Origin of the sequence: Pseudomonas sp. CFBP 8771 (assembly GCF_014841695.1) — a bacterium.
GTDB classification, from domain to species: domain Bacteria; phylum Pseudomonadota; class Gammaproteobacteria; order Pseudomonadales; family Pseudomonadaceae; genus Aquipseudomonas; species Aquipseudomonas baltica.
Genome location: NZ_JACYUJ010000001.1, coordinates 348,899 through 374,180, shown reverse-complemented (window position 1 = coordinate 374,180; position 25,282 = coordinate 348,899). Strand labels below are relative to the sequence as shown.

The window sequence follows — 25,282 nt, the reverse complement described above, 5'->3', positions numbered from 1 at the left end:
AGCGGCATGAAAGTCGAGGCGCGCAAAGGGCCCGAGCCCACGGCCGGCAGCCTGCGCAGCGAGCCGGTGCAACCAGCCGCCGCCAGTGCCGCGACGGCCACCCGCGAAGCCTTCGAGAAAGCCATTCGCAACCGGCGTGCCGATATCGGCAAGTCGCTGCGCGGACGGCTCGAGCAGCTGACTCAGGTTCAGGTTCAGGACCCGACGATATTCAGCCCGCACCGCACCGCGCAGATTCTCCAGCACCTGATCGACGTCATCGTGCCGCACTTGGGCGCCGATGCGGAAACCGAAGCGGTGGCGCTGGCGTTGCTGCACGAAGAGATGCAACTGCAGCGCGACATCGAGGCTCACCTGGAAGCCGGCGCTGACCATGACGGCTGAACGCGAACTGCCAGGCGAGATGGACATGAGCCCCGCGGCGCCGTCGCCGCGTGACTGCGCCCAGTGGCTGCACAGCCGCGGGCAGTCGTATGCACGCAGCGGCCAGGAGCGACGTGGCCTGACCTACCTGTTGATGGCCTATCGCATCTGCCCGGACGACATCCATATCCTGCGCAGCCTGATCGCCTTGTTCACTCAATCGGGTGACGGACGCCGGGCGCTCAATGCACTCGACTACCTGATCGGCCTGGAAGGCGAGCACCCGTGCCATGCGCTGCTGCGCAGCCGCGCCCTTTGGGTCAGCGGCGATCATGCCGGCGCACGCGAGTGTTTTTCCCGTCACCTGCTGGGGCCTGCCCCGCCAAGGACTTCGAACCCATGAACCTCGCCCCACTCAACCGCCTGGCGCTGTTGGCATCGCAGCGCAGTGACGTGGTCATTGCCGCCTTCATGATGCTGGCCGTGGTGATGATGATCATTCCGTTGCCGACGATCATGGTCGACGCGCTGATTGCGGTGAACATCGCCTTCAGCCTGCTGGTGCTGGTAGTGGCTTTCTACGTTTCGCGTTCGGTGGATTTTTCCGCCTTGCCGCCGATCATCCTGCTCAGCACCCTGTTGCGCCTGTCGCTGTCGATCACCACAACGCGCTTGATCCTGTTGCAGGGCGACGCCGGCGAGATCGTCGCGGCCTTTGGCGAGTTCGTGATTGCCGGAGAGGTGGTGATCGGCCTGGTGGTGTTCCTGATCATTACCGTGGCCCAGTTTCTGGTGATCACCAAGGGCGCCGAGCGGGTCGCCGAGGTGGCCGCACGCTTCACCCTGGACGCCATGCCCGGCAAGCAGATGAGCATCGACAATGATCTGCGCAACGGCGATATAGAGCCGGCGCAGGCCAAACAGCGGCGCTCCCTGCTGGAGCGCGAGAGTCAGCTGTACGGGGCCATGGACGGGGCCATGAAGTTCGTCAAGGGCGATGCGATCGCCAGCCTGGTGATCCTGTTCGTCAATCTGCTCGGCGGCATGGCCATCGGCATGGCCAAACGCGGGCTTTCGTTCAGCGAAGCCAGCCATACCTATTCACTGTTGACCGTCGGCGATGGTTTGATCGCGCAGATCCCGGCGCTGCTGATCGCGGTGGCCGCCGGCATCGTGGTGACCCGCGTTGCCAGCGATGACGACCAGGACCTGGGCAGCGAGATCATCGGCCAGCTGGGCTCGAACCAACGCGCATTGACCCTGACTGCCGTTATCCTGCTGGCAGTGGCGTTCATTCCCGGTTTCCCTGCGCTGGTGTTCGTGGTCATCTCGGCGATCCTGGGCGCCGCCGCATGGGCCCTGCACCGGCGCCAGGCGCGCCACGTCCTGACCCAGAGCCTGCCCGCCACGGCAACCGAACAGGCCAGCGTTGCCGGTGCCACGGCTTCCGTCGAACGCTTGCCGGAGCCGGTGGAGCCCGAGCGGCGCATCATGCTGCGGGTCGGCCAGACCCTGGCCCTGCACCTTACTGCGGGCGAACTGCGCGAGCACGCCGAGGACGCGCGCCAGGCGGTGATGCAGCAACTGGGCATCGAGCTGCCCGACGTGGGAACGCGGATCGATCCCTGTATGGCCGCCGATCAGTTCGCGGTCCTGCTCGAAGGCATTCCGATCAGCGCCGGTCCGTTGCCTGCCGCCCACCTGTGGGTGCGCGACGATCCGCTGCACGTGCAGTTGCTCGACGTGGAGCCGCAGTCCGCCATGGCCTTGGTGGGGCGCAGCGACACGCTGTGGGTCGACCAGGTTCACCGCGAGGCGCTGGAACAGGCCGGCATCGGCTTTCATGGGCTGGAACAGGCGCTGGGGGCGCACCTGCAGACCGTGCTGACGCGCTACGCTGCGGACTTCATCGGCATCCAGGAAACCCGCCGCCTGCTCGACCGCATCGAAGCCGACTATCCGGAGCTGGTGCGCGAAGCCCTGCGGCACACCTCGCTCCAGCGTCTGGCGGACATCCTGCGCCGCCTGCTCGACGAGGGTATCGCCTTGCGCAACCTGCGTGGCCTGCTCGAGGCCTTGGTGGAATGGGGCCCGCGCGATCTCGAACTGCATGTACTGAGCGAACACGCCCGCGGCGCGCTGGCACGTCAGATCTGTCATCGCTACGCCGACGAGCACCGGGTCATCGCCGCCTTCGTCCTCGCCCGACCTGCCGAGGACGCGATTCGCCAGGCGCTGCGGCGCACCGAAGCAAGCCGCAGCGCCGGCCTGCCGGACGCGCTCGGCCAGGCGCTGCTGGAGCAATTGCGTCAAGCGTTCAACCGCACGGACGACGACTTTCAAGTGGTGTTGATGGTGTCGGCCGATCTGCGCCGCTATCTGCGCCAGTGGCTGGTGCGCCACGACCTGGAAATCCCCGTGCTGTCCTATCAAGACCTGACCCGAGAATTCACCTTGCATACATTGCGCTCCATCGCCCTGCCCGGCAGCCCTGCGGCTGCGCTTGCTGCTCCCGATGCGGGAGTCATGGCATGAACCGGCTGTCGATGCCCACCCGCCGGCTGCGTGGTCTGCTGCGCCGAGTGCCGTGCGCCGGCGCATGGCTGGCGCTTGCGCTGGCCGGGCCGGCACAGGGGATGAACTTCGATCCGACGCCCAGTGAAACGGTGCAATTGAGCGTGGGTGAAGGCCGCATCCTGCGCTTTGCCGCGCCCGTGGAATCGGTGTTCATCGCCGACAACGCAATAGCCGACATTCGCATCGTTTCGCCCGGCGTAGCCTATGTGTTCGGCAAGACGGACGGCCAGACCAACCTGATTGCCCTGGACGCCCAGCAAGCCTCACAGGGTAGCGTGGGCGTGAGCGTCCGCCCGCCGATCGGCACAGCGCTGCAGCAGCACAACCCGGACAATCAGGTGCAGGTGCGCAGCCAGGGCAAGCGCTTGCTGGCCGACGGTGCGGTGGCCGACATCGACAGCGCCATCGAACTCAACGCCTTGCTGGTCAGCAGCGCAGCGGCGGGCGTGCCGCCGATCAACGCCGCGACCTACAACGGCTCGCCCCAGGTCAATATCCGTGTGCGCTTTGCCGAGGTCTCCCGCGAGCAGTTGCTGCGCTACGGGGTCAACTGGAATGCCCTGATCAACAGCGGCTCGTTTTCCTTCGGCCTGATCACTGGCGGCCCGCTGGCCAGTTCGGCGGTGGCCGGCGCTACCAACCTGTTGTCGGCCGGGTTCAACTCCAGCAGCGCCAGCGTCGATGTACTGCTCGACGCCTTGCAGAGCAACGGCTTCCTGGAAATCCTCGCGGAGCCGAACATCACCGCGCTGAGCGGGCAGACCGCCAGCTTCCTGGCCGGTGGAGAGATTCCCGTGCCCGTCCCGGTCGGCAACCAGTTGATCGGCATCGACTACAAGTCGTTCGGCGTTTCCTTGCAGTTCACCCCGACCTTGCTGCCCAACAAACGCATCGGCCTGCAGGTCCGGCCGGAAGTCAGCAGCCTGTCGACCACCAGCCAGGTACAGATCAGCGGGTTCAGCGTCCCCAGCTTCCAGGTCCGCCGGGCCGACACTCGGGTCGAAGTCGGCAGCGGGCAGACCTTCGCCATTGCCGGGCTGTTCCAGCGCAGCAGTTCGCAGGACATCGACAAGCTGCCGCTGCTGGGCGACGTGCCGGTGCTGGGCAATCTGTTCAGGTCCAAACGCTTCCAGCGCAGTGAAACCGAACTGGTCATCCTGATCACCCCCTACATCGTCGAGCCGGTGGCCGATCGCAGCCTGGCCATACCGCTTGACCCTGCCAGCGACAACCCGGCCTGGCGGCTGGCGGGAGGCAACGTTGCGCTCACCGCCCACACGGAGTTCGGCTTCTATGTGGACTGAACCTGTGGGGCGTAAACCTGCGTGGACTCATCGTCGATGGATGGCCTGCTGCAGAACATTGGCCTGTGTCGCGTCCCTGCTGATGCTTGGCGGGTGCGCCACCGAACTGGACACCGCGGACGACTCCGTGGATTACTTGCAGCTGCGCGACGATCCGTCGACGGGCGCTGCGCGCACCGTGCCGGCAGCGTGCACGGGTGCCGATAACATCGCAGGCCGCGCGCGCTTGCCGCTGGGCTGTGCCAATGCCGTGAACCTGCAGCGCATGGTGCAAGACACCCGCGACCTGCACCAGGGGCAAGCCATGGGACCGACCCTGGCGGCGCCCGTGGGTCGCGCTGCGCAACAGTACCTGCTTGGGGAAACGGCTGATCTGGAGCGCAGGCGCGAGTTGGAGCGTGAACGTCTGGCCGCGCCGGCGCCCTGAGATTCAGCGCGCCTGGCGCGCGAGAATGCCGAGGGCGCGAGCGCGGTCGGCCGGATCCTGCAGCACCTTGATGGCCCGTGCCTTGCCGATCAACGCCATCCGCTCGCTTTCGCTCAGGTCGGGCAGTTCGGCAGCAATGCGCTGCTCCTGGCCGGCCAAAGTCAGCACCAGCAGTTGCTGACGCAGGTGACTGGGACGTGCCAGTGGCGAGCGGACCACCTGTGCCATGCGCTCGACGGCCTCGTTCGGCTGACTGCCAAGCGCATGAGCCAAGGCCAGGTTGGTACTGATATCCAGGTTCTGCGGGTCCAGCTCATGGGCCTGGCGCAGCGCGGCGATGCCCTGCGCCTGCCGGCCCGCGAGCATCGCGGCAGTACCCAGGCGATTGTAGGCAGTGGCCGTGCCGATCAGCGGTGCTGCCTGCGCCAGGGTGTCACTGGCGCGACTGACTTCGCCGCTCTGCAGCAACGCGGTGCCCAGGCCCAGCAGCGCCCGCGGCTCCTTGCTCTGGTTGACCAGCACGCCACGAAAAGCCCGCGCCGCGCCTTGAGGATCGCCGCTGGCCAAACGCGCTTCACCCAACTGCAACATGACCTCGGGCGCCTCCTGGGACAGTACGGCGGCACGCTCATAGAGCGCCACTGCCGAAGAAGGATCGCCGCGACGATCGACCTCGGCCGCCAGTTGCATCAATCGCGCGCCGTCATCGCTGGGCGGTGCCTGCGTGGCGCAGCCGCCCAACAGCACGCAGGCCGCCGCCAGTACCGTGATCGGCAGAGACTTTCCAGGTCTTGAAAAACCCACTACACCCCTCCCCTGAAGGCTGACAAAGGGCTGAGTGAACCCTACCCAGATGACAGTCCGGTGACAACACGCACTTGCATGGGGTGCAAGGCTTGCAGTGCGTGGCGCGTTTGCCGACCGTCACAAAAACGCAAAGTGCGCGCGGCTACACTCGGCCCGTTCAATCAATCGGCAGGAACGCACAGCGCATGAGCCAGCACGGCCCAGACATCATTGCCAGATCCAGCCAGCGCTCGCCCGGCACGCCGGGGCTGCTCAGCGTATTGGTGATCCTGGGCATGCTGGCCGGGCCCAGCGCCTGGGCCACAACCGATGCTGCGCCGGCCTGGGCTGCGCAACCCTATCCGTACCTCATCATCGACCAGGATGTACGGGGCGTGCTGCAGGAGATGGGCAGCAACCTCGGTATCGCGGTGGTCATCGCCGACGCCGTCAAGGGCAAGGTTCGCGGCAAGGTGCGTGGCGACAGCGCCGCCGATTTTCTCGCCGCGTTGAGCACCGCCAACGGGCTTGGCTGGTACTTCGATGGCAGCACGCTGTTCGTCGACAGCGCCAACGACACTGCGGCGCGCACCTTCGACACCGGCACGCTATCGGCCGCTGCGGTTCAGGACGCGCTGGCCCCGCTGCTTGCCGGAGGCCCGCGCGCCCGGCTGAGCGTCGATGCCAACGCGCGCACGGTGCGCGCGGCCGGCTCGCCAGGCTACCTGAGCCTGATCGACGGGCAACTCGCCGCCCTGCGACCGCCCCTGCGCCGCACGGCCGCTACCCAACCTGCGGCCGGCAGTGTGCGGATCTTTCGTGGCGGCGCCGAGACCCAGGTGGTCTCGGGCCTCAACTGAGTTCACCCCGCCTTCGGGCTCACATGCAAGGAGAACGACCATGGCTACAAACGCTATCGATCCGAACCTCGATCCCTCTGCCGGCACGGACGGCGAAGCGCAATTCAACGCCGCGCTGGACAGCTCCACGGAACTGAGCGACGCCGAGTTCACCGATCAGTTGGTCAGCGGCGCGGTCACCGTGGCCGGCCAGATGATCATCATGCCCAAGGCCAACGAAATGCTGAATGAAGCGATGTCCGACGAGTGATTGCGTCGCGCTGAACCTTCCCATCGTCGAACAGGAGCCTGACCATGCTGCCCATTGCCGCCACCGCCGTACCGGCACAGCCACCCATCGCCGATGCAGTGGGCACCGGCCAGGTATCGCAGAACCTTTTCGAGCACATGGCCCGGCAACCCGCCGTCGCACCCACCGGCACCAGCCCCGCGCAGTTGGGGGCCGGTGTTCTGGACAACCTCGACGGCTTCTTTAATCGCACACAGCGCTTCGCCGAGCGCGCCGCCGACCTCGGCGCCAGACAGAGCGACCCTGCGGCGGCCGGTCACCCGACCCCGGCGCAGGCCGCTGCCGACCCGCAACTGCAAAAAGTCGTGGAATCGTTGAGCCTGATGTTCGATCACTCCATCGAGACGCAGATGGTGGTGCGCGGTGCCACCCAGGTGTCCGGCGCCGCCAACACTTTGCTCAAGGGTCAATGATGAACCTTATGCCTCTCCCGATACTGCAGCGCACGACACGCCGCCTGCTGGCCATCGTCCTGCTCGCCTGCCTGATGCAGGGCTGCAAGACCCAGCTGTACACCAATCTCAGCGAGCGCGAGGCCAACACCATGGTCGCTGCGCTGTTGCACGAAGGCATCCCCGCCGACCGCGTGGTGCAGAAGGACGGGCGCTTGACCGTCAACGTGGCGCAGGAGCGCTTTGCCGAAGCCATGGCGATCCTGGAACAGGCCGGCCTGCCGGAGCAGACCTTCGCCAGCATGGGCGAGGTGTTCAAGAGCAACGGTCTGGTTTCGTCGCCTACCCAGGAACGCGCCCAGCTGATCTACGCGTTGAGCGAGGAACTGGCGCACACCGTATCGCAGGTCGACGGCGTGGTCTCGGCCCGAGTCCACGTGGTGCTGCCGGACAACGACCTGCTCAAGCGCAACATCACCCCCTCTTCGGCCTCGGTGTTCGTACGCTACGAAGCCGGGCTGGACATCAATGCACTGATACCGCAGATCAAGACGTTGGTCGCCAATGGCATTTCCGGGTTGGGCTACGACGGCGTCTCGGTCACTCCCGTGCAGGCCGCCGCCCGCGAGCGCGCACGCCAGGCACCCGCGTTTTCCTCGGTCATGGGTATCTGGGTGCTGGACAGCAGCCAGACCCGCGCTGCAACCCTGTTCGGCGTGATGTTGCTGGCCATCGTGGCGCTGGCTGGGGTGCTGGGTTATGTGCTGTGGCAAGCACGTCAGCCGCGCAGCTACGCCTTGGTGGACGCCACATGAACGCAGCGGAACGCACGATCGCCGCAGCCGAGCATGAACGCCGCTGGCAAACCTTTACCGCCCGCCCCCTGCACAACGTGCACCGGGCACGTCTGCAGGCCTGCTTCGACAACCTCGACCTGCCCGCCGCCACCCTGGACGCGATGCTGGCCCAACCACGCCTGCGCGAGCGGCTGACGCGCATGCTGGAGCGACGCTTTGCCTTGCAACCCCTCGAGGCGCTGCACGCCCCGGCGGCCGAGGATGTCCCGGTGGCCACCCTGGACAGCGCGCAACTCAGGCAACTGGCGCGTCGCTGCGGGGTGGTGTTCTGGGCCGAGGCGCTGGTTCGGGAAATTCGCGCACCGGCAGTACGTGCGCTGCGCGAGCACTTTGGTGATGCGCTGTTCGAATTGGCCCTGGCCGAACATGCCTTGGCTTGCCCGCTGGCCAGCCACGAGCTGCCGGCTTCTCTCGAGGAACTGGACGCTGTGGTCGAACGAGATGGGCAGGCCTGCGTCAACGCCTGGCTGGCCGAACAACCTCGCGCACTGGCCGCCTGGTACCGATTGAAAATCGATGACCCGGCCGCCGCCACGCCGATTACTCCGCGCATCGAACAGTACGGGCCAATGATCGTGCGGCGGGTAGTGCGCAGCGATCCGCCGACCCAGGGGCCCATGCATGAGTGAAGCCAGCCCATTGCCAACGCCTGGCAGGCGCATCGTGCGTGCCGATGAAGCCGCGCACTGGATCGACGGTCAGGAATATCTGCAGAATGCACGCGAGCAGGCTCGACAGCTGCTCGAGCTGGCCGAGCGGCAGGCCCAGGACCTGCGCACTGCCGCCCGCGCCGAAGGACTTGCCGAGGGCCAGGCGGCGGCGGGTCGACAGCTGGTCGAGACCGCTGTAGCCATGGAGCGCTATCTGGCCACGGTGCAGGTGCAACTGGCCGAGCTGAGCCTGACATTGGTTCGCCAGGTACTCGACGACCTCGACGCCGCGCCCCTGATCGCGCAGTTGTGCCAGCGCGCCCTGCACGACTTCCGCGACCAGCAGCAACTGACCCTGCGCGTGCCGCCGGCTCAATTGGCGCCGGTCACGAGTTTGCTGGACGGGCTGCTCGGCGTGGTGCAGGTGCAGATTCAGGTTCAGGGCGATGCCAGCCTGGGGCCGCGGCAGGCCACGCTGTCGAGCCCGGCCGCGCTGGTCGACCTGGACGTCGACGAGCAGTTGCGCGGCCTGCGCTTCGCCCTGGGTCTGCCAGCCGCCCCCGACAGCAGCGGAGCTGCCCAGTGAGCGCGGTACTCGACACCGTGCTGCCAGAATTGCTCGCGCGGGCCACGACTGCCATACCAAGACCGGTGCGCGGCAAGGTCCGGCGGATTCGCGGAATCATGGTCTACGCCAGCCTGCCAATGGCCCGCATCGGTGAGCTGTGTTACCTGCGCGATCCCCTCGACCAGCGTCTGGTCGCGGCCCAGGTCATCGGTTTCGAAGGCGACGAAGCCTTGCTCACGCCGATCGGCGAGCTGCAAGGCATGTCCACCCGCTGCGAAGTGATCCCCACCGGCGCGCCCCTGAAGGTCAGCGTGGGTGAGCATCTGCTGGGACGGGTCATCGACCCGCTGGGCCACTTTCTCGACGGCCCGGCGCCGCCTCTGGCGCCGGGGCCGACACGTCACTACCCGGTGCATGGCGAGCCGCCGGCGGCGTTCTCGCGCAGCCTGATCGAGCAGCCGCTGGCCCTGGGCATCCGCGCCATAGACGGCCTGCTGACTGTCGCCCGTGGCCAGCGGGTGGGCATCTTCGGCGAGCCGGGGGTGGGCAAGTCGTCGCTGCTGACCAGCATCGTGCGCGGCACCGCCGCCGACGTCATCGTGCTGGGATTGATCGGCGAACGTGGACGTGAAGTACGCGAATTGCTCGACGTCCAGCTCGGCGCGCAGGCCCGCGCACGCACCGTCGCCGTGGTCGCTACCTCCGACCGTCCAGCCATGGAGCGGGTCCAGGCGGCCCACGTGGCAACCAGCATCGCCGAATACTTTCGCGACCAAGGCCTGCATGTGCTGCTGTTGATGGACAGCATCACGCGCTTCGCCCGCGCGCAGCGCGAGGTCGGCCTGGCAGCGGGTGAACCACCGACCCGGCGCGGCTTTCCACCTTCGTTCTTCGCCGCCCTGCCGCGCCTGCTGGAGCGCGCGGGACCGGCCGCACGCGGCAGCATCACCGGCCTGTACACGATCCTTACCGAAGGCGACGGCAGCCAGGATCCGGTGGCCGAAGAAGTCACCTCGATCCTGGACGGGCACATCGTGCTCAGCGCCGCCCTGGCGCAGAAGAACCACTTCCCGGCCATCGACATACTGCGCAGTCGCAGCCGCCTGATGGACGCCGTGGTGCGGCCGCTGCAACGCCAGAGCGCGGCGCAGATTCGTCAGTCCATGGCGCTGTACGCCGATGTCCAGCTGTTGTTGCAGGTGGGCGAGTACAGCGCTGGCAGCGATCCGCAGACCGATGCGGCCATCGCGCGGCAGGGGGCTATCGAGCGATTCCTGTGCCAGCAGGCCGACAGTTGCAGCGACTATGAACAAACCGTGCGTGCGCTGCTCGAGTTGCTCGAGTGACCGGCGCCGAGCGCCTGCAGGCGCTGCTGCGACTGCGCGAGTTGCGCGAACGCAAGGCACGGATGGCTGCCGCCCGACAGGCGCGCAGCCGCGACGAGTTGGAGCAGCGGATAGACACCCTGACCCAGGCGCACTGCCTGCACAGCGAAGCCCTGGCCCGCCGCGACGCACGCAACGGCGCGGCGCTGCTGGGTGAAGTCGTCGATCATTGGCAGGTCCAGCGCTACCAGCAGCAGGCATCCGAGCGAGTCTACCTGGATCGGCAGTTCGCACAGCAGCTGCAAGCCCTCAGCGAGCAACGGACCCAGGCGCACGCTCACCTGGAAACCCTGCGGCAGCAGCGTCAACAGCACCAGCGACAGTGTGAGGCCATGGCCCAACTGCTGGCACAGGAAGTCCGCCAGGTCCGCCTGCGCGCGCAGGGGCACGCCGAAGCGGAAGCAGAAGATCGGCCCGGCCGCGTGCCCCATGGGTGACGTCCGCCCGATCCGCCCCGCGCAGGCGTCGCCAGCGCCGGTGTTGCCACAACAGGTGCTTGCGCATTTCCCCCGGGTCGATGCCACTGCCTGGGAACTGATCAATCAATGGTTGCACCCGCGCGCCGTCATCGAGTTCGCGCTGGGCGGTCACGCCTGCCAACTGGCCGTGCGCGCCTGGCCCGAGGCGCTCGACGACCGCCTCGACGTCGCCTTCAGCCTCGGCCAGGACGCGGGCGCCCTGTACCTGCCCATGGGCTTGCTGGACAGTGCGTTTGGTACCGAAACGAGCACCAGCCTGCAACAGGCCTCCCCGGAACAGCGTTGCCTGCTGCTCGAGTACCTGCTGCTCGACCTCGTCGAAGCCTTGGAAAAACTGACCACCCAGCCCCTGCAGTGCGTCCCTGAACCGACCGCGGAGAATACGTTGCCGGTGCGCCTGGGATTGGCCGTCAGCCAAGGAGCGTGGCACGCCACCCTGGGTCTGGCGCTCGACCCGGGCGCCGCCCAACGTCTGTTGGCTCTGCTCGATACCCAGGTACCACGCGTGCCGGAGCACCCTGGCTGGCTACCCCTGCCGGTGTCGGTCGCCTGCGGCTGGCAGCGGCTGTCCCTGGACGAACTGCACAGCCTGGCGCCGGGCGATGTGGTCATGCTCGATCGACCTTGCGAAGGCGTGCTGGTAAGCATCGCCGAGCGCCTGCACGCGTTTGCCACGCTCATCCCCGGCGGCCTGCGCCTGGACGATTCACCGTCGCCGGCTTCCTTTCCGTTCCTTTCGCCTTCCTCAGGAGAATCCACCATGGCGCAATCCCCCGAACACCTTGCAGCGCATTTGCCCGTCACCCTGGTCTGCGAAGTCGGGCACCTCGAGGTGACGGTGCAGACCCTTGGCGCACTGGTCTGCGGCAGCGTGTTGCCCCTGCCGGACCGAGAGGGTCAGCACGTCATGCTGCATGCCAATGGCAAAGCCTTCGGCCAAGGCGAACTGGTCACCTTGGGCGAAGGCCTGGGGGTGCGCCTGACGAGCCGTGCAGCCCATGAATGAGCTGCAACCCAACCTGATCGAAATCATCATCGTGGTCTCCACCATCGGCCTGGTGCCGTTGGTGGTGGTCACCATGACCGGCTTCCTGAAGATCTCCGTGGTGCTGTTTCTCATCCGCAACGCTTTGGGCGTGCAGCAGACGCCGCCCAACCTGGTGCTGTACGGCATCGCGCTGATTCTCACCGTCTACATCACCACGCCGCTGGTGGGGGAAATGCTCCACCGCCTCGAAGCCCAGCCCATCAGCCTGCAGAGCGTGGACGGCATTCGCGAAGCCGGCGACGTGCTGCGCGCACCGTTGCAGGCGCACCTGTCGCGCTACGCCAATCCGGATGAGCGCGCGTTCTTTCTGCAGGCGACCGAGAGCATCTGGTCGGAGGAAGCCCGCGCCGATCTTCGCGAAGACGATCTGGTGGTATTGATCCCGGCGTTCGTCAGCTCCGAGCTGACCCGTGCCTTCGAGATCGGCTTTCTGCTCTATATCCCGTTCCTGGTGATCGACCTGATCGTCTCCAACATCCTCATGGCGATGGGCATGATGATGGTATCGCCGACGCTGATCTCGATCCCGTTGAAGATCTTTCTGTTCGTGGCCGTCAGCGGTTGGTCGCGCCTCATGCACGGACTGATCATGAGCTACGGCGCATGAACGTCGACCACCCACCCCTCGCGAGGTAGCAGTCATGGGCCAGGATATCTTCCTGACAGTGATGAAAGACGCGCTGATGACCGTATTGCTGCTGTCGGCGCCAGCCTTGCTGGTGGCCATCGTGGTCGGCTTCGGCGTCGGCCTGGTGCAGGCGCTGACCCAGATCCAGGACCAGACCCTGCCGCAGGCGATCAAGCTGGTCGCGGTCATGCTGGTGCTGCTGGTGCTCGGTCCACTGCTGGCGAGCCAGGTGGTCAACCTGGCCGGGCAGATGCTCGACAACTTTCCCGCGTGGACACGCTGACGGTGGCCCATGCTCGGTGAGCAACTGGCAGGGTTCTTCGACCTCGCCTACCCCCTGCTCAGCGCCTTCGGCATGGCCGTGGCCCGCGCCCTGGGCATGATCATCATCACCCCGGCGTTCAATCGGCTGGGCCTGACCGGCATGATCCGCAGCGCGGTCGCGGTGGTGGTGTCGATTCCGATCGCCCCGGACATCTTCATCGCCCTGGCAGGCGAGCAGGCACCGTCGACCCTGATGTTGATGGCGCTGCTGATCAAGGAAATGGTGATCGGCGTGGTCATCGGGTTGATCTTCGGTATCCCTTTCTGGGCCGCCGAAGTCGCTGGCGAGCTGATCGACCTGCAACGTGGCTCGACCATGGCGCAGCTGCTCGACCCGCTGAGCTCGGGCGAATCGAGCGTCACCTCGACCCTGCTGAGCATCACTTTGATCACGCTGTTCTTCATGTCCGGGGGCTTCACCCTGATGCTCGACGGGCTGTACCGCAGCTACCAGTTGTGGCCGGCACTGGCAGCGGCGCCGGCACTGGGCGTGAACAGTGTCATGGAGATCGTGGGCGTGCTGGACAAGGTCATGCAGACCGGCGTGCTGATGATCGCCCCGGTGGTGATCGCCATCCTCACCGCCGACCTGCTGCTGGCCTACCTGGCACGCATGGCGCCGCAGCTGCATGTGTTCGACCTGTCGCTGTCGGTGAAGAACCTTCTGTTCTCGTTCCTGATGGTCGTCTATGTCAGCTTCATGATTCCCTACATGCTCAGCCAGCTGGGCGCGATGCGCGGCTGGTTCGATGTGGTCGAGTCGACGGTGCAGGCCGGCCTGCAGACAGGTGCGCCGTGAGCGAGCAACCCAGTGAAGAGAAGTCACTGCCCGCCTCGCAGAAGAAACTGCGCGATGCGCGCAACAAAGGCCAACTGCCGAAGAGCCAGGACATGGTTACCGCCATGGTCATCCTGACCTGCAGCCTGTACCTGATCAGCGTCGCCGAAGGCCTGCAGCAACGTTGCATGGCCTTCGTCGAGCTGGTTGCCCAGGTCTGGAGCGAACCGTTCGCCAGCCTCTGGCCGCGGGTGCAAAGCACTGCGGTGGACCTGCTGCTGAGCGTCACCCTGCCGCTGCTGGCGGTGACGGTGGTGACCGTGGTGCTGAGCAACCTGGTGACCATGGGCGGCCCGGTGTTCAGCGCCGACCCGATCAAGCCCGAGTTCGAGCGCATCAGCCCGGTCGCGGGGTTCAAGCGCATTTTTTCGCTGCGCAGCCTCATCGAGTTGCTCAAGGGGCTGTTCAAGCTCGGCGCTTTGACCGTCGCCTTCGTCCTGGTATATCGCGCCGGCATGCAGAGCCTGATGCAGTCCTCCGGCTGCGGCGCCGAATGCGTACGGGCCTCGTTTTTGCAAATGTTCCAGCCGCTGCTGGCCACCCTGATCATCGCCTTCCTGTTGGTGGGCGGGCTGGACGTGCTCATGCAGCGGTGGCTGTTCGGCCGGGAGATGCGCATGACCAAGAGCGACCGCAAGCGCGAGACCAAGGACAGCGACGGTGACCCACTGATCCGCCAGGCACGCCAGCGCCAGCGCAAGCAGATGCATGCGCTGGCCACCAAGCGCGGTGTGCACAACGCCACGCTGGTGATCGGCGAAGCGGGCCAATGGGCGGTGGGCCTGCGCTACATCCGCGGCGAGACACCGGTGCCGGTGATCGTCAGCAGGGCCGATGGGCAGGAATCGGCGGCGATGCTGGAACAGGCACGCGCGCTGGGCATCGCCCATGCTGTGAACGCGCTGCTGGCGCGTCGCATTGCCGTGCGCGCGGCCGGCGACGCGGTACCGGATGCCACGTTCCAGGAAGTGGCCGACATCCTGGTCGGTGCACGGTTGATCTAGGCGGTGACCCAAAAGTTAAACACTCGGGCTGTACGGTGGACATTCGGCGGCTGTCTCGCTGTCGCGCCGCGCTCATTCACCTCACAAGGAAGCAAGCCGATGACCGATACCCTTCAGCCTGCCACGTCGACCGATCCGGTCGCACCGCAAACCAGTCCCGAGCTGACCTTCGATGCCTTGATCGCGATCGCCAAGAGCATCGCCCAGCAGCAGCCCAAGCCCCTGCCCATCGAGAACCCCGCAACCCGGGAGATGATCGAGCTGCAGGAAAAACTGCACGACGCCAGCGTGCTGCGCACTGAAGAGGCGCCGAGCCTGGATCAGGTACGCACCATCGAACGTGACCCCAGCAACCCGGACGTGCTGATGGTGTACAAGAATGACGACAGCGTGGTGGTGGTTACCCGCGAGTTGACTCCAGAGGCGTTCGATACCCTGGACGACATGGGCAAGACCCTGGACGGTATCAAGACCAGCGAAGACGAAGGTTACCAGCAGGTCAAGGACAACCCGTTCACCGACGCCGACATCGACGGCGCGACCATCGGGGTCAAGGACGAGGTCGGTCCGGGCCTGGTTCGCGCCGAGGTGTTCGATGCCGACGGCGGCAGTCGCAAGGTCATCGTTTCCAAGGAGAGCAATCCGCAGCTGTATGAACGCTTCGTGGCCGTGGATGAAGGCCGCCGCAACGACGACGGCAAGATAGACGATGCGCGCAAGGAAGCCGACCTGCCGGCCATGAGCGAACTGGATGTGGGCAATCTGGAGACCGGCACGGTCGACCCCAACGATGCGAACCGCAAGCTCACCGTCAGTGAGCAGACCTGGCAGAACCTGATCGCGCAATGGAAAACCGGCGTGGAGGACGGCAGCATCGGCAAGGATGACGACCGCGCCAAACTCTACACGGCGTTGCGCGCGCAGGCCGCCAGTGACGGCGGGCTGGACATGGTGGTGCTGGACATGTCCATGGGCCAGAGTACCGCCAAGGTCAGCGGCGACGATCTGTCGTCGATCATCGACCGGGTCAAGGTCGACGAACGCACGGCCGAACTGTTCGGCGCCGAAAGCGTGCAGAAGGATTTCCAGGCGCAGCAGGCCAAGTCCCTCGACGCCCTGCCGGACAAGACCGCGGTGCGTGAAAAGCTTGAAAGCATGGCGTTCTCCGAAGACTACTCGCGCTACATCGCCGACCTGAAGAACAGCGGCAAGGAAGGCCTGGCCGAAGCCGACATCAGCAAGACCTACGCCGCCCTGGCCGCCTTCGATCCAGAAAAGGCCGCCCAGTTTTCCCAGCACATGATGATCGACGCGACCACCATGGACCTGGACAAGCTGCTGGCCGATCCGTCGGGAATCAACGACCAGAACACGGCGCTGGCCACCCAGGATACGATCAAGACGCTGCTGACGGCCTTGAAGAAAGGCGGCGTGGACATCCCTCGACGTACCGTGGAAACCGAACGTTTCGTCCAGGAATTTCTCGGCAACAAGCAAACCGCCAAAACCTTCGCCAGTGCCTTGAAGGAACTGGGTGCCACGTTCAGCCAGAACGGCACGGTGACCCAGACCGATATCGAGAAGGTCATGGGCAAGGACGTCTACAAGACCCTCGGAGAAGGCGCCCATGGCAGCATGCTGCGCACCCTGAGCGAGCTCAACGGCAACGGCGTGCTGGGATCGGCCGGCGGACTGATCTCGCTGGCCTCGGGTATCTATCAGCTGGTCGGCAAGGGCGGCAGCCTGGCCGATACCCCGGAAGAGCGGCTAGCCATCGCCAAGGACATGGTCAGTGTGCTCGGCGCCGGCCAGCACTTCGTCAATCTGGGTTCCAATATCGTCGACAGCGTGCGTGGCACTCAGGTCAACCAGATGCTAGGCCTGGACAAGTCGCTGCCGCAGATCTTCGGTAAGGACCAGCCTCAGGGTGGCGGGCGGCCGTTCAGTGTGGTGGAAGGCGATCTGAAGAAGCTGTTCGAGGACTTCAATGCAGCCGTCGATGCAGCGCCGATCGACGACAAGAAGAAGCTGGCGGAAAAGCTCAACCTTTCCGAAGACAACATGAAGACCTTGACCGAGGGCTTCCGCGACGGCTTCGCCAAGAATCCCGGGCTCAATGGCAGCACGCCCAGCACCCGCGCGGTTTCGGCATTCCTGCGGATCATGGACGCCGGCGCCAATACCTTCACCGGTGTGGCCGATCTGGTGCTGGGCGGCCTGAAGATCAAGAGCGGGCTCAACAGCAACGACCAGACGGTCGTCGCACAGGGCGCGATCACCGTGGCCGCCGGGGCCTTCAACGTAGCCGGCGGGGGTGCGCAGATGGCCGCGCTGGTGGGTTCCAACGTGGCCAGGGCGTTGACCGGGCCACTGTTGTGGGCCGGTGCTGCCCTTACCCTGGCGCTGACGCCGTTCCTGATCGTCGAAGACATCAAGCACAACAACCGCATGGATGACCACCGCGATGACCTGCAAGGGTTGTTTGCCGACCTGTCCGAGCAGGGCTTGCTGACCGAAGACGGCGACAAGCGCTTCGAATTCCTCGACACCTACATGTACAACTACGGCCAGCGCGACGCGCCCGACGATAAAAGCATCTTCGAGTATCGCGACGGCGAGTACGAGTTCTACGCCGAGGAAGGTCATCTGCCGGAAGAAGGCTTCGACGACGTCAAGCATGACGACTACAAGGGCGACGGCGAAAACCTCGACACCCGCCTGGACCGCGTAGGCTAATCGCGCACCGACCGCCCCTGCGCAACCCGTAGGAGCGGTCACCGGCCGCGAAAGCCGTTATGCGGTATGCCTGATGCACAGCAGCACCCCCTTCGCGGCCACGGACCGCTCCTACACTCGATCGCGCCCCCACTGTAGGAGCGGTCACCGGCCGCGAATGCCGTGACGCGGTATGCCTGATGCAACGCGGTGCGCCTTTCGCGGCCACGGACCGCTCCTACGTTCGATCGCGTCCCCACTGTAGGAGCGGTCACCGGCCGCGAATGCCGTGACACGGTATGCCTGATGCAACGCGGTGCGCCTTTCGCGGCCACGGACCGCTCCTACGTTCGATCGCGCCCCACTGTAGGAGCGGTCATCGGCCGCGAAAGCCGTGACGCGGTATGCCTGATGCAACGCGGTGCGCCTTTCGCGGCCACGGACCGCTCCTACGTTCGATCGCGTCCCCACTGTAGGAGCGGTCATCGGCCGCGAAAGCCGTGACGCGGTATGCCTGATGCAACGCGGTGCGCCTTTCGCGGCCACGGACCGCTCCTACGTTCGATCGCGGTCTGTTTTTCTCCAGGCGAACCCCTGAGCGGGATGCTTTTTCGTTGTTGTCTGGGTAACGAACGACGATGCTGCGGTGCTGCTCAGCCAAGTCCCGGCGGCAGCGGATGAAGGTCTGCGTTGCGCCCCGCCTTCGCCACCTGCCCCGGCATTTCATGCCCCAGCAGCGCTGGCAACGTGCGGGAAAGGTCGAGCAGACGGGGCAGATCGATGCCGGTGGGAATGCCCATCTCCTCACACAGGTTCACCAGATCTTCGGTGCAGATGTTGCCCGAGGCGCCCGGCGCGAACGGGCATCCGCCCAACCCCCCGAGCGACGCATCGAAGCGCCGCGCACCGGCTTCGTAGGCAGCCAGGACGTTGCTCAATCCCAGCCCGCGGGTATTGTGGAAATGCAGGGTCAGCGCTTCGGCGGGCAACTGTTCCAGCACCCGCCGGACCAATGCGTAGACCTGGCGCGGGTTGGCCATGCCCGTGGTGTCGGCCAGGGTCACGCCCTGCATGCCGAGCCGCTGATAGGCATCGACCAGGTCCATCACCACGCGTTCATCGATGGCGCCTTCGAACGGGCAGCCGAAGGTCGTGGCGATGGTGCCATTAAGGCTGACCGACGTACCGCGGGCCAGCTCGAGCACTTCGGTGAAGCCTGCCAGGGATTGTTCACGGGTCATGCGCATGTTGGCGCGGTTGTGGCTTTGGCTGGCCGACAACACCAGGTTGAGTTCATCCGCCTTGGCGGCGAGCGCGCGCTGCGCCCCCTTGAGATTGGGAATCAGCGCCACGTAGGTCACACCCGGCTGGCGGGCGATGCCATGGAACACCTGTTCGCCATCGCGCAGGGCTGGAATGGCCTTGGGCGAAACGAAGGAACCGGCCTCGATGCGGCTGAAGCCCGCCAGCGAAAGCTGGTCGATCAAGGCAATCTTGTCTGCGGTGGCAACCCAGATCGGCTCGATCTGCAGACCATCACGGGGCGCCACTTCCTGAACGATGAGACGTTGCGAGTAGTCGTTGATCACTGCACGATCCCCTCATCCTTCAGGCGCTGGATAGCGCTCTCGCTCAGGCCCAGCTCGGTCAGCACGGCCTGGGTGTGCTGCCCCAGGCTGGGCCCCTGCCAATTGACCACACCCGGCGTGGCGGAGAGCTTGGGCACGATGCCGGGCATTTTCGTTGCCACGCCACCGGGCAGCTGCGCATCGAGAATCATGCCGCGGGCCTGATAGTGCGGGTCGGCGACGATATCGGCGACCGAGTAGATGCGCCCGGCAGGCACCTCGGCGCTTTCCAGTGCCTGTAACACATCCTCGATAGGGCGCTGGGCGCTCCAGGCACTGATGGCGCCATCGAGCAGGTCGCTCTGCGCAGCTCGGCCGTCGTTGTGAGCGAACGCCGGGTCATCGCCCAGATCGGCTCGACCGATGGCGTTCATCAGGCGCTTGAAAATGGGATCGCTGTTGCCCGCGATCACCACATAACCGCCATCGACAGTGGGATAGGTATTGGATGGGGCGATACCGGGCAAAGCACCGCCGCTGCGCTCGCGCACATGACCGAGCATGGCATACTCGGGCACCAGGCTTTCCATCACGTTGAAGACGCTTTCGGCCAGGGAGACATCGACCACCTGACCGTCACCCTGACCGGTCTTGACCCGCAGCAACGACATCAGCGCGCCCATCACCGCATGCATGGACGCCAGCGAATCACCCAGGCTGACCCCCACCCGTGCCGGCGGTGAGTCCGGGTGGCCGGTGGTGTAGCGAATGCCGCCCATGGCCTCGCCGATCGCGCCGAAACCTGGCCGGTCGCGATAAGGGCCAGACTGGCCATAGCCGGAGATGCGCACCAGCGTCAGCTTGGGGTTCAGCGCATGCAAGACGTCCCAGCCCAGGCCGAGTTTCTCCAGGGCGCCGGGACGCAGGTTCTCGATCAGTACGTCGGCGCTTTCGGCCAGTTGCTTGACGATCTCGATGCCTTCGGCAGACTTGAGGTTCAGCGCCAGAGATTTCTTGTTGCGCGATTGCAGGTACCACCACAACGAAGTGCCTTCGTGGAGTTTTCGCCACTTGCGAAGGGGGTCGCCCTGCCCCAGGGTTTCGATCTTGATCACCTCGGCACCGAACTCGCCCATCATGCGCGCAGCGAACGGCGCAGCGATGAGGGTTCCGATCTCGATGACACGGATTCCGCTAAGAGCAGTCATGGGCAGCCTCGATGTCTGTTGAAAAAAGGATGATCTGCGACGCGGCGCAGGGGACATGGCGCGCCACTCAGTCCTGATTGACGCCCTCGGTCAGTTGCTGGTCCTCGCCGAGGAAACCGCCGCTCTGGTGCTGCCAGAGCCGTGCATAGATACCGTTTTTCGCCAGCAGCTGGGCATGGGTGCCCTGTTCGAGAATGCGCCCCTGGTCCATGACGATGAGCCGGTCCATGGCGGCGATGGTCGACAGGCGGTGGGCAATGGCGATCACGGTCTTGCCCTGCATCATGTGATCGAGGCTTTCCTGGATGGCCACTTCGACTTCCGAGTCCAGCGCGCTGGTGGCCTCGTCGAGCAACAGGATCGGCGCGTTCTTGAGCATCACCCGCGCAATCGCCACGCGTTGGCGCTGGCCGCCGGACAGCTTGATGCCCCGTTCGCCCACCAGGGTGTCGTAGCCGCTGTGGCCCTGACGGTCGCTCAGCTGGCTGATGAACTCATCGGCCTGAGCGCTGGCGGCCGCACTGCGCACCTGCTCATCAGTGGCATCGGGACGCCCATAGGCGATGTTGTCGCGAATGGAGCGGTGCAGCAGCGAGGTGTCCTGGGTCACCATGCCGATGGCGCTGCGCAGGCTGTCCTGGGTTACATGGGCGATGTTCTGCCCATCGATGCGGATCTCGCCACTGTCGACATCGTAAAAACGCAGCAGCAGGTTGATCAGCGTCGATTTGCCCGCACCCGAGCGCCCGACCAGGCCGATCTTCTCGCCCGGGCGGATGTCCAGGCTCAAACCGTCGAGCACCTGGCGTTCGCCGTTGTAGTTGAAGCTCACGTTGTCGAACGTCACCGCCCCGCCGGAAGTCGTCAGCGCACCTGCGTCAGGCGCGTCCTGCACCTTCGCCCCGCGGGTCAGCGTGCCCATGCCATCCTGCAGCGTGCCGATGTTTTCGAACAACGAGGTCATCTGCCACATGATCCAGTGCGACATGCCGTTGATACGCAGCGCCATGGCGGTGATCGCCGCGACGGCGCCGGTCCCGATCTCGCCCAGGTGCCACAGCCACAGCGCGTAGCCACCGGCCGCCATCAGCAGGCCGACCACCAGTGCCTGGTTGACGATCTCGAACTGGCTGACCAGACGCATCTGGCGGAAGCCGGTGTTCTTGAAGTCTTCCATGGCCGCGCGGGCGAAGTGCGCCTCGCGGTTGGAGTGGGAGAACAGCTTGACCGTGGCGATGTTGGTGTAGGCATCGGAGATGCGTCCGGTCATCGACGAACGCGCATGGGCCTGTTCTTGCCCGACCTTGCCCAGGCGCGGCACGAAATACAGCATCGCCAGGCCGAACAGCACCAGCCAGGCCACGAACGGCAGCATCAGCTTGGGTGCGAAACCACCGGCCAGAGCGATGATGGCGATGAAATACACGCCGATGCCCGGCAGGATCTCGATCAGGGTGAACAGCACGTCGCGCACGGCCAGGGCGGTCTGCATCACCTTGGTGGTGACCCGCCCGGAAAACTCGTCGGAGAAGAACGACAGGCTTTGCCGCAGCATCAGCCGGTGGAAGTCCCAACGCAGCCTGAGCGGCAGGTTGATCGCCAGAATCTGGTGCTGGACCATGGTGCGCAAGGCGACCAGGGCAATGCTGCCCACCATCACCAGGCCCATGCCCCACAACACGCGGCTTTCCTGGGCAGCGGCATCGCCGCCCTGCTGCCAGGTGGTGAGCAGGTCGACGACCTGGCCAAGAAAGGAAAACAGCCAGGCTTCATAGACCGACACCGCAGCGCTGAGCACCGCAAATGCCAGGATATAGCCGCGCGCGCCGCGCGTGCAGGCCCAGAGAAAACGGGCCAGGCCATCGGGTGGCGGCGGTACTTCATCGGGTGGGAAAGGGTCGAGCCTTCGTTCGAATGCACGAAGCATGGGGGTCTCCATCGGAATCAAGTGGCGCAGATTCTGCCACTTAATGGCGCACTCGTGGGTCGCGATGGGCGGCTTTGCGAAGAACGGTGCATTCGGCAAGCGCGCGCGGGGTGCAATCCACTAGCTCGCCAGGGCCTTCAATCCCCAGAGCACGGCCATTCCGACGGCCAGGGTCAGCACCGTGCTCTTGAACTTCCAGGCGACCACCGCGGCGGCGATCGCCGCCGGAATCTGCGGGTTATCCAGCACCGGTGCACCCTGTCCGTTCGGGTAGATCACCGCCGGCAGCACCAGCGCGGCCAGGACGCTGGCCGGCACGTAGCGCAAGGCGCGACTGAGCAGCTCGGGCATGCGCCAGCGGCCGTGCAGCTCGACGAAGCACAGACGCATGGCAAAGGTCCCCACGCCCACGGCAACGAACAGTGCCCACAGGCCCCAGTCGCTCATGAGGCTCGCTCCTCAGGCTCGGCGCCAGTGCGCAAGGCGACCCGGTCGCGCCAGGTTTCGATGACGAGGCCCGCAGCGATGCCACCCACCGCAGCGATCACCAGTCCAAGGTTGTAAGGCAGGTTCACCGCCAGCACGGCGAGCACCCCGCCTACCACGGCCGCGCCCAAGGTCGCCGGACTGCGGATGCCAGGCACCAGAAGCGCCAGGAAGGACAAGGGTATGGCGAAGCTCAATGACCAGCTCTGCGGGATGCTCGCCCCCAGGTACACGCCTGCCAGTACCGACACCTGCCACGCCAGCCACATGCCCACTGCGGTGCCAGCGTAGTAATGGTGAGCATGGCGGCCCAGTTCGCCGCTGTCGAACTTCAGCGTGCACAGCGCGTAGGCCTGGTCCGACAGCAGGTAGCACAGCGGCCAGGTCCAGCGCCGCGGCAGGCCGTGAAAATGCGGGGCCAGCGACGCGCTGTACATGATGAAGCGCAGGTTGATGATCAATGCCGTAGCGACGATCGCCACGGGCAGGACACCGACGTGCAGCAGCTGCAAGGCGACCATCTGCGCTGAACCCGAGTAGAAGAGCAACGTCATGCCGATACTGGTGCCCGGCGACAGACCCAGCTCGACCGCCATCACCCCTGTGACCAGGCCGAACGGAATCACCCCAGGGGTCAACGGCAGCAGTGCACGGATGCCCTGCATGAACGCTTGGCTTGCACTCGGGAAAGGCATTCAGGTTCCTCGGCTGGGTATGATCTCAGGCCTCAGCAAGACACTTCGCGTGCGGCCTGTGCGACGGCAGCGGCACCGCCTTCGCGCTCGATCCACTCGATCAGTCGTCCGCTGGCCATCGGCGCAGCAATGAAGTAACCCTGCCCCTCGTCGCAACCCCAGCCTTTCACTGCGTCGAAACTGGCCTGGTTCTCGATGCCCTCGGCCACCACCTTGTAGCCCAGACGCTGCGCCAGATCAATGAGTGTGGTGACCAGGCGCCGGTCCTTCTCCTGGTTTTCGATGTCCTTGAGCAGCGAACGGTCGAGCTTTACCGAGGTGGCAGGCAGTTCGCGCAGATAGGTCCAGTTGCTGTAGCCGGTGCCGAAGTCATCGATGGAGATCTCGATGCCCAGCGCACGCAGGCGGGTCAGCTGGTTCCGGCATTCGGCGGGATTCTTGATCAACGCGCCTTCGGTGAACTCGATCTCCAGGGTCGCAGCCTCGACGTCATAGCGTTCCAGGGTCTGGATCAGCCGGTCGGTGAAGGCCGGCCCCTCGAGATCGCAGGGGCTGATATTGATCGCGACCTTGAAGTCGTAGCCCGCATCGCGCCAGTGCCTCGTCTGCTTGATGGCCGCCTCGACCACCCACACGCTCAACAGCCGGATCAGGTCGGTCTTCTCCGCCAGCGGGATGAATTCGTCCGGTCCTATCGGCCCCAGGGTCGGGTGGGTCCAACGCAACAGCGCCTCGACCGCGCAGCAGCGTCCGCTGGCGAAGTCGATGCGCGGCTGGAACACCAGGCCCAGTTGCTCGGACTCCTCCAGGGCGTACGACAATGAACTGAGCAGCACGAAGGCACGCTGCTGGGCGATGTCCAGTTCCGCCTGGTACCTGGCCCAGCCGATGCCGCGATCACGCGCGTAATCGGCGGCACTGACCACCAGACGGACCCAGTCACGGTCGTGGATCGTGTGGCAGTCCAGCTCCAGCGCACCCATGCCGATCTGCGTGCGAATCGGGATCCCGTCATGTTCGACCGGGGTGGCGAAGGCCGTGGAAAACCTCGCGTACAAGGTCGCCAGGCATTCGTCACGCGGCTTGATGAATGCGAAACGGGTGAGACCGATCCGGTACAGCACGCAGTCGTGGCCGATCAAGCCCGCCACCCGACGGCTGATTTCGCTGACCAGACGCTGGGAAAACGAATAGCCCAGCGCCTTGACGATATCGTTGACGAAACTGGGCGAGAGGAAATCGACCGCGACCAGCAACGGCTCTTCCCTAGCGCTCAGATGCCGATGGATGTCGTCTTCCAGGCGAATACGGTTCATCAGGCGGGTCGGCCGGTCGATGAACGAGTCGGCGCGCAGGTCGTGGAGCCGGTGCACCACCAACTGCGCCAGGTGCCGCAGGCTCGCCCGCTGGCCGGTGGACATCGGCGCGCGCGGCTGCTTGTCGATGACGCACAGGCTGCCCAAAGCATGGCCGTCATCGGTCAGCAGCGGCACGCCGGCGTAATAGCGTATGCCTGGTGCACCGGTGACCAGCACGTTGTGTCGAAAGCGGGGGTCGCGGTGGGTGTCCGGCACTTCGAAGAAGTCGTCGACCAGAATGGTGTGACCGCAGAAGGACACATCCCGCGGCGTGGATGAAACGGTGATGCCGACCTTCGCCCGAAACCACTGCTGCTGTTCTTCGAGAATGGAAATGAGCGCTATCGGCGTGCCGAAGACTTCAGCGGCCAGCGCCACGATCCGATCCAGCACCTCGTCGTCGACCGCGTCGCGGTAGCAGAGCTCGGCTACGCGGCGAACGCGCTCGCGCTCGTTGTCCGGGAAAGGTGGAGCGAAGTGGGTCATCACGGTATTCATTGCCCGATGGTCAGTCGCAAAGGGAGGCACTCAAGACAAGGCTGCATC

At 65.4% G+C, this 25,282-nt stretch carries 26 protein-coding genes; 19 read left to right on the top strand and 7 right to left on the bottom strand.

What is annotated here, in order from left to right; translation table 11 throughout:
- The first annotated feature begins 6 nt into the window (after positions 1–6).
- The 5 genes from IFT80_RS01685 to IFT80_RS01665 all read left to right on the top strand — a co-directional run bounded on the left by IFT80_RS01685 (position 7) and on the right by IFT80_RS01665 (position 4,671).
- Positions 7–384 (top strand): hypothetical protein, encoded by a 378-nt coding sequence (locus tag IFT80_RS01685; RefSeq protein WP_192054286.1) that lies wholly within the window; start codon positions 7–9, stop codon positions 382–384.
- Complete coding sequence (locus IFT80_RS01680) at positions 374–766, top strand: tetratricopeptide repeat protein (protein ID WP_244646849.1); 393 nt, start codon at positions 374–376, stop codon at positions 764–766. The genes IFT80_RS01685 and IFT80_RS01680 overlap by 11 nt, the downstream gene beginning before the upstream one ends.
- Positions 763–2,898: a type III secretion system export apparatus subunit SctV gene (gene sctV, locus IFT80_RS01675; RefSeq protein ID WP_192136584.1), complete on the top strand. Its 2,136-nt coding sequence runs from the start codon at positions 763–765 to the stop codon at positions 2,896–2,898. Before IFT80_RS01680 ends, sctV begins: the two co-directional genes overlap by 4 nt.
- Before the next feature lie 101 nt (positions 2,899–2,999).
- A complete protein-coding gene (locus tag IFT80_RS01670) occupies positions 3,000–4,244 on the top strand; it encodes a type II and III secretion system protein family protein (protein ID WP_192136856.1) in 1,245 nt (414 codons plus the stop codon).
- A gap of 127 nt (positions 4,245–4,371) precedes the next feature.
- Positions 4,372–4,671: a hypothetical protein gene (locus IFT80_RS01665; RefSeq protein ID WP_192054282.1), complete on the top strand. Its 300-nt coding sequence runs from the start codon at positions 4,372–4,374 to the stop codon at positions 4,669–4,671.
- A 3-nt stretch (positions 4,672–4,674) separates the two neighbouring features.
- On the opposite strand, the gene IFT80_RS01660 is transcribed toward IFT80_RS01665, so the two are convergent.
- Complete coding sequence (locus IFT80_RS01660; RefSeq protein ID WP_192136583.1) at positions 4,675–5,475, bottom strand: tetratricopeptide repeat protein; 801 nt, start codon at positions 5,473–5,475, stop codon at positions 4,675–4,677.
- Positions 5,476–5,663: 188 nt separating this feature from the next.
- Here IFT80_RS01660 and IFT80_RS01655 point away from each other — a divergent pair, with 188 nt between their 5' ends.
- The 14 genes from IFT80_RS01655 (at position 5,664) to IFT80_RS01590 (ending at position 17,515) form a co-directional block, all read left to right on the top strand.
- Positions 5,664–6,317, top strand: a complete 654-nt coding sequence (locus tag IFT80_RS01655; protein WP_192136582.1) for a hypothetical protein — start codon at positions 5,664–5,666, stop codon at positions 6,315–6,317.
- 40 nt (positions 6,318–6,357) lie between these two features.
- On the top strand, positions 6,358–6,567 hold the full coding sequence (locus IFT80_RS01650) for a hypothetical protein (protein ID WP_122796789.1): 210 nt from the start codon (positions 6,358–6,360) through the stop codon (positions 6,565–6,567).
- Between the two features lie 44 nt (positions 6,568–6,611).
- A complete protein-coding gene (locus IFT80_RS01645) occupies positions 6,612–7,019 on the top strand; it encodes a hypothetical protein (RefSeq protein ID WP_244652059.1) in 408 nt (135 codons plus the stop codon).
- A gap of 8 nt (positions 7,020–7,027) precedes the next feature.
- Entirely contained in the window at positions 7,028–7,813 is a 786-nt protein-coding gene (sctJ, locus tag IFT80_RS01640; protein WP_192136581.1) for a type III secretion system inner membrane ring lipoprotein SctJ, read from the top strand.
- Positions 7,810–8,484 carry a type III secretion protein gene (locus IFT80_RS01635; RefSeq protein WP_192103556.1) on the top strand — a complete coding sequence of 225 codons (675 nt, stop codon included), beginning with the start codon at positions 7,810–7,812 and terminating at the stop codon, positions 8,482–8,484. Before sctJ ends, IFT80_RS01635 begins: the two co-directional genes overlap by 4 nt.
- On the top strand, positions 8,477–9,091 hold the full coding sequence (locus IFT80_RS01630; RefSeq protein ID WP_192103558.1) for an HrpE/YscL family type III secretion apparatus protein: 615 nt from the start codon (positions 8,477–8,479) through the stop codon (positions 9,089–9,091). The genes IFT80_RS01635 and IFT80_RS01630 overlap by 8 nt, the downstream gene beginning before the upstream one ends.
- The gene (locus IFT80_RS01625) at positions 9,088–10,419 is read left to right on the top strand and encodes a FliI/YscN family ATPase (RefSeq protein ID WP_192136580.1); all 1,332 of its coding nucleotides are present in this window, start codon (positions 9,088–9,090) and stop codon (positions 10,417–10,419) included. Before IFT80_RS01630 ends, IFT80_RS01625 begins: the two co-directional genes overlap by 4 nt.
- Complete coding sequence (locus IFT80_RS01620) at positions 10,416–10,895, top strand: hypothetical protein (protein WP_192136579.1); 480 nt, start codon at positions 10,416–10,418, stop codon at positions 10,893–10,895. Before IFT80_RS01625 ends, IFT80_RS01620 begins: the two co-directional genes overlap by 4 nt.
- Positions 10,888–11,943, top strand: coding sequence for a type III secretion system cytoplasmic ring protein SctQ (gene sctQ / locus IFT80_RS01615; protein WP_192103562.1), 1,056 nt, complete (start codon positions 10,888–10,890; stop codon positions 11,941–11,943). Before IFT80_RS01620 ends, sctQ begins: the two co-directional genes overlap by 8 nt.
- Positions 11,936–12,592 carry a type III secretion system export apparatus subunit SctR gene (gene sctR / locus IFT80_RS01610; protein ID WP_122796795.1) on the top strand — a complete coding sequence of 219 codons (657 nt, stop codon included), beginning with the start codon at positions 11,936–11,938 and terminating at the stop codon, positions 12,590–12,592. Before sctQ ends, sctR begins: the two co-directional genes overlap by 8 nt.
- A 34-nt stretch (positions 12,593–12,626) precedes the next feature.
- Positions 12,627–12,896: an EscS/YscS/HrcS family type III secretion system export apparatus protein gene (locus tag IFT80_RS01605; protein WP_122741901.1), complete on the top strand. Its 270-nt coding sequence runs from the start codon at positions 12,627–12,629 to the stop codon at positions 12,894–12,896.
- 9 nt (positions 12,897–12,905) lie between these two features.
- Positions 12,906–13,736, top strand: a complete 831-nt coding sequence (gene sctT / locus IFT80_RS01600) for a type III secretion system export apparatus subunit SctT (RefSeq protein ID WP_192103564.1) — start codon at positions 12,906–12,908, stop codon at positions 13,734–13,736.
- The gene (locus tag IFT80_RS01595; protein ID WP_192103566.1) at positions 13,733–14,779 is read left to right on the top strand and encodes an EscU/YscU/HrcU family type III secretion system export apparatus switch protein; all 1,047 of its coding nucleotides are present in this window, start codon (positions 13,733–13,735) and stop codon (positions 14,777–14,779) included. The genes sctT and IFT80_RS01595 overlap by 4 nt, the downstream gene beginning before the upstream one ends.
- A gap of 99 nt (positions 14,780–14,878) precedes the next feature.
- Positions 14,879–17,515, top strand: a complete 2,637-nt coding sequence (locus IFT80_RS01590; RefSeq protein ID WP_192103568.1) for a hypothetical protein — start codon at positions 14,879–14,881, stop codon at positions 17,513–17,515.
- Positions 17,516–18,147: 632 nt separating this feature from the next.
- Here IFT80_RS01590 and IFT80_RS01585 read toward each other — a convergent pair.
- The 6 genes from IFT80_RS01585 to IFT80_RS01560 form a co-directional block, all read right to left on the bottom strand.
- Positions 18,148–19,083, bottom strand: a complete 936-nt coding sequence (locus tag IFT80_RS01585; protein ID WP_192103570.1) for a hydroxymethylglutaryl-CoA lyase — start codon at positions 19,081–19,083, stop codon at positions 18,148–18,150.
- Entirely contained in the window at positions 19,080–20,270 is a 1,191-nt protein-coding gene (locus IFT80_RS01580) for a CaiB/BaiF CoA transferase family protein (RefSeq protein ID WP_192054258.1), read from the bottom strand. The genes IFT80_RS01585 and IFT80_RS01580 overlap by 4 nt, the downstream gene beginning before the upstream one ends.
- 67 nt (positions 20,271–20,337) lie before the next feature.
- A complete protein-coding gene (locus tag IFT80_RS01575) occupies positions 20,338–22,197 on the bottom strand; it encodes an ABC transporter ATP-binding protein (protein ID WP_122478667.1) in 1,860 nt (619 codons plus the stop codon).
- A gap of 120 nt (positions 22,198–22,317) precedes the next feature.
- Positions 22,318–22,644 carry an AzlD domain-containing protein gene (locus tag IFT80_RS01570; protein WP_122712911.1) on the bottom strand — a complete coding sequence of 109 codons (327 nt, stop codon included), beginning with the start codon at positions 22,642–22,644 and terminating at the stop codon, positions 22,318–22,320.
- Positions 22,641–23,378 (bottom strand): AzlC family ABC transporter permease, encoded by a 738-nt coding sequence (locus tag IFT80_RS01565; RefSeq protein WP_192103572.1) that lies wholly within the window; start codon positions 23,376–23,378, stop codon positions 22,641–22,643. The genes IFT80_RS01570 and IFT80_RS01565 overlap by 4 nt, the downstream gene beginning before the upstream one ends.
- Positions 23,379–23,410: 32 nt before the next feature.
- Positions 23,411–25,222, bottom strand: coding sequence for a putative bifunctional diguanylate cyclase/phosphodiesterase (locus IFT80_RS01560; RefSeq protein ID WP_192136578.1), 1,812 nt, complete (start codon positions 25,220–25,222; stop codon positions 23,411–23,413).
- Positions 25,223–25,282: the final 60 nt, after the last annotated feature.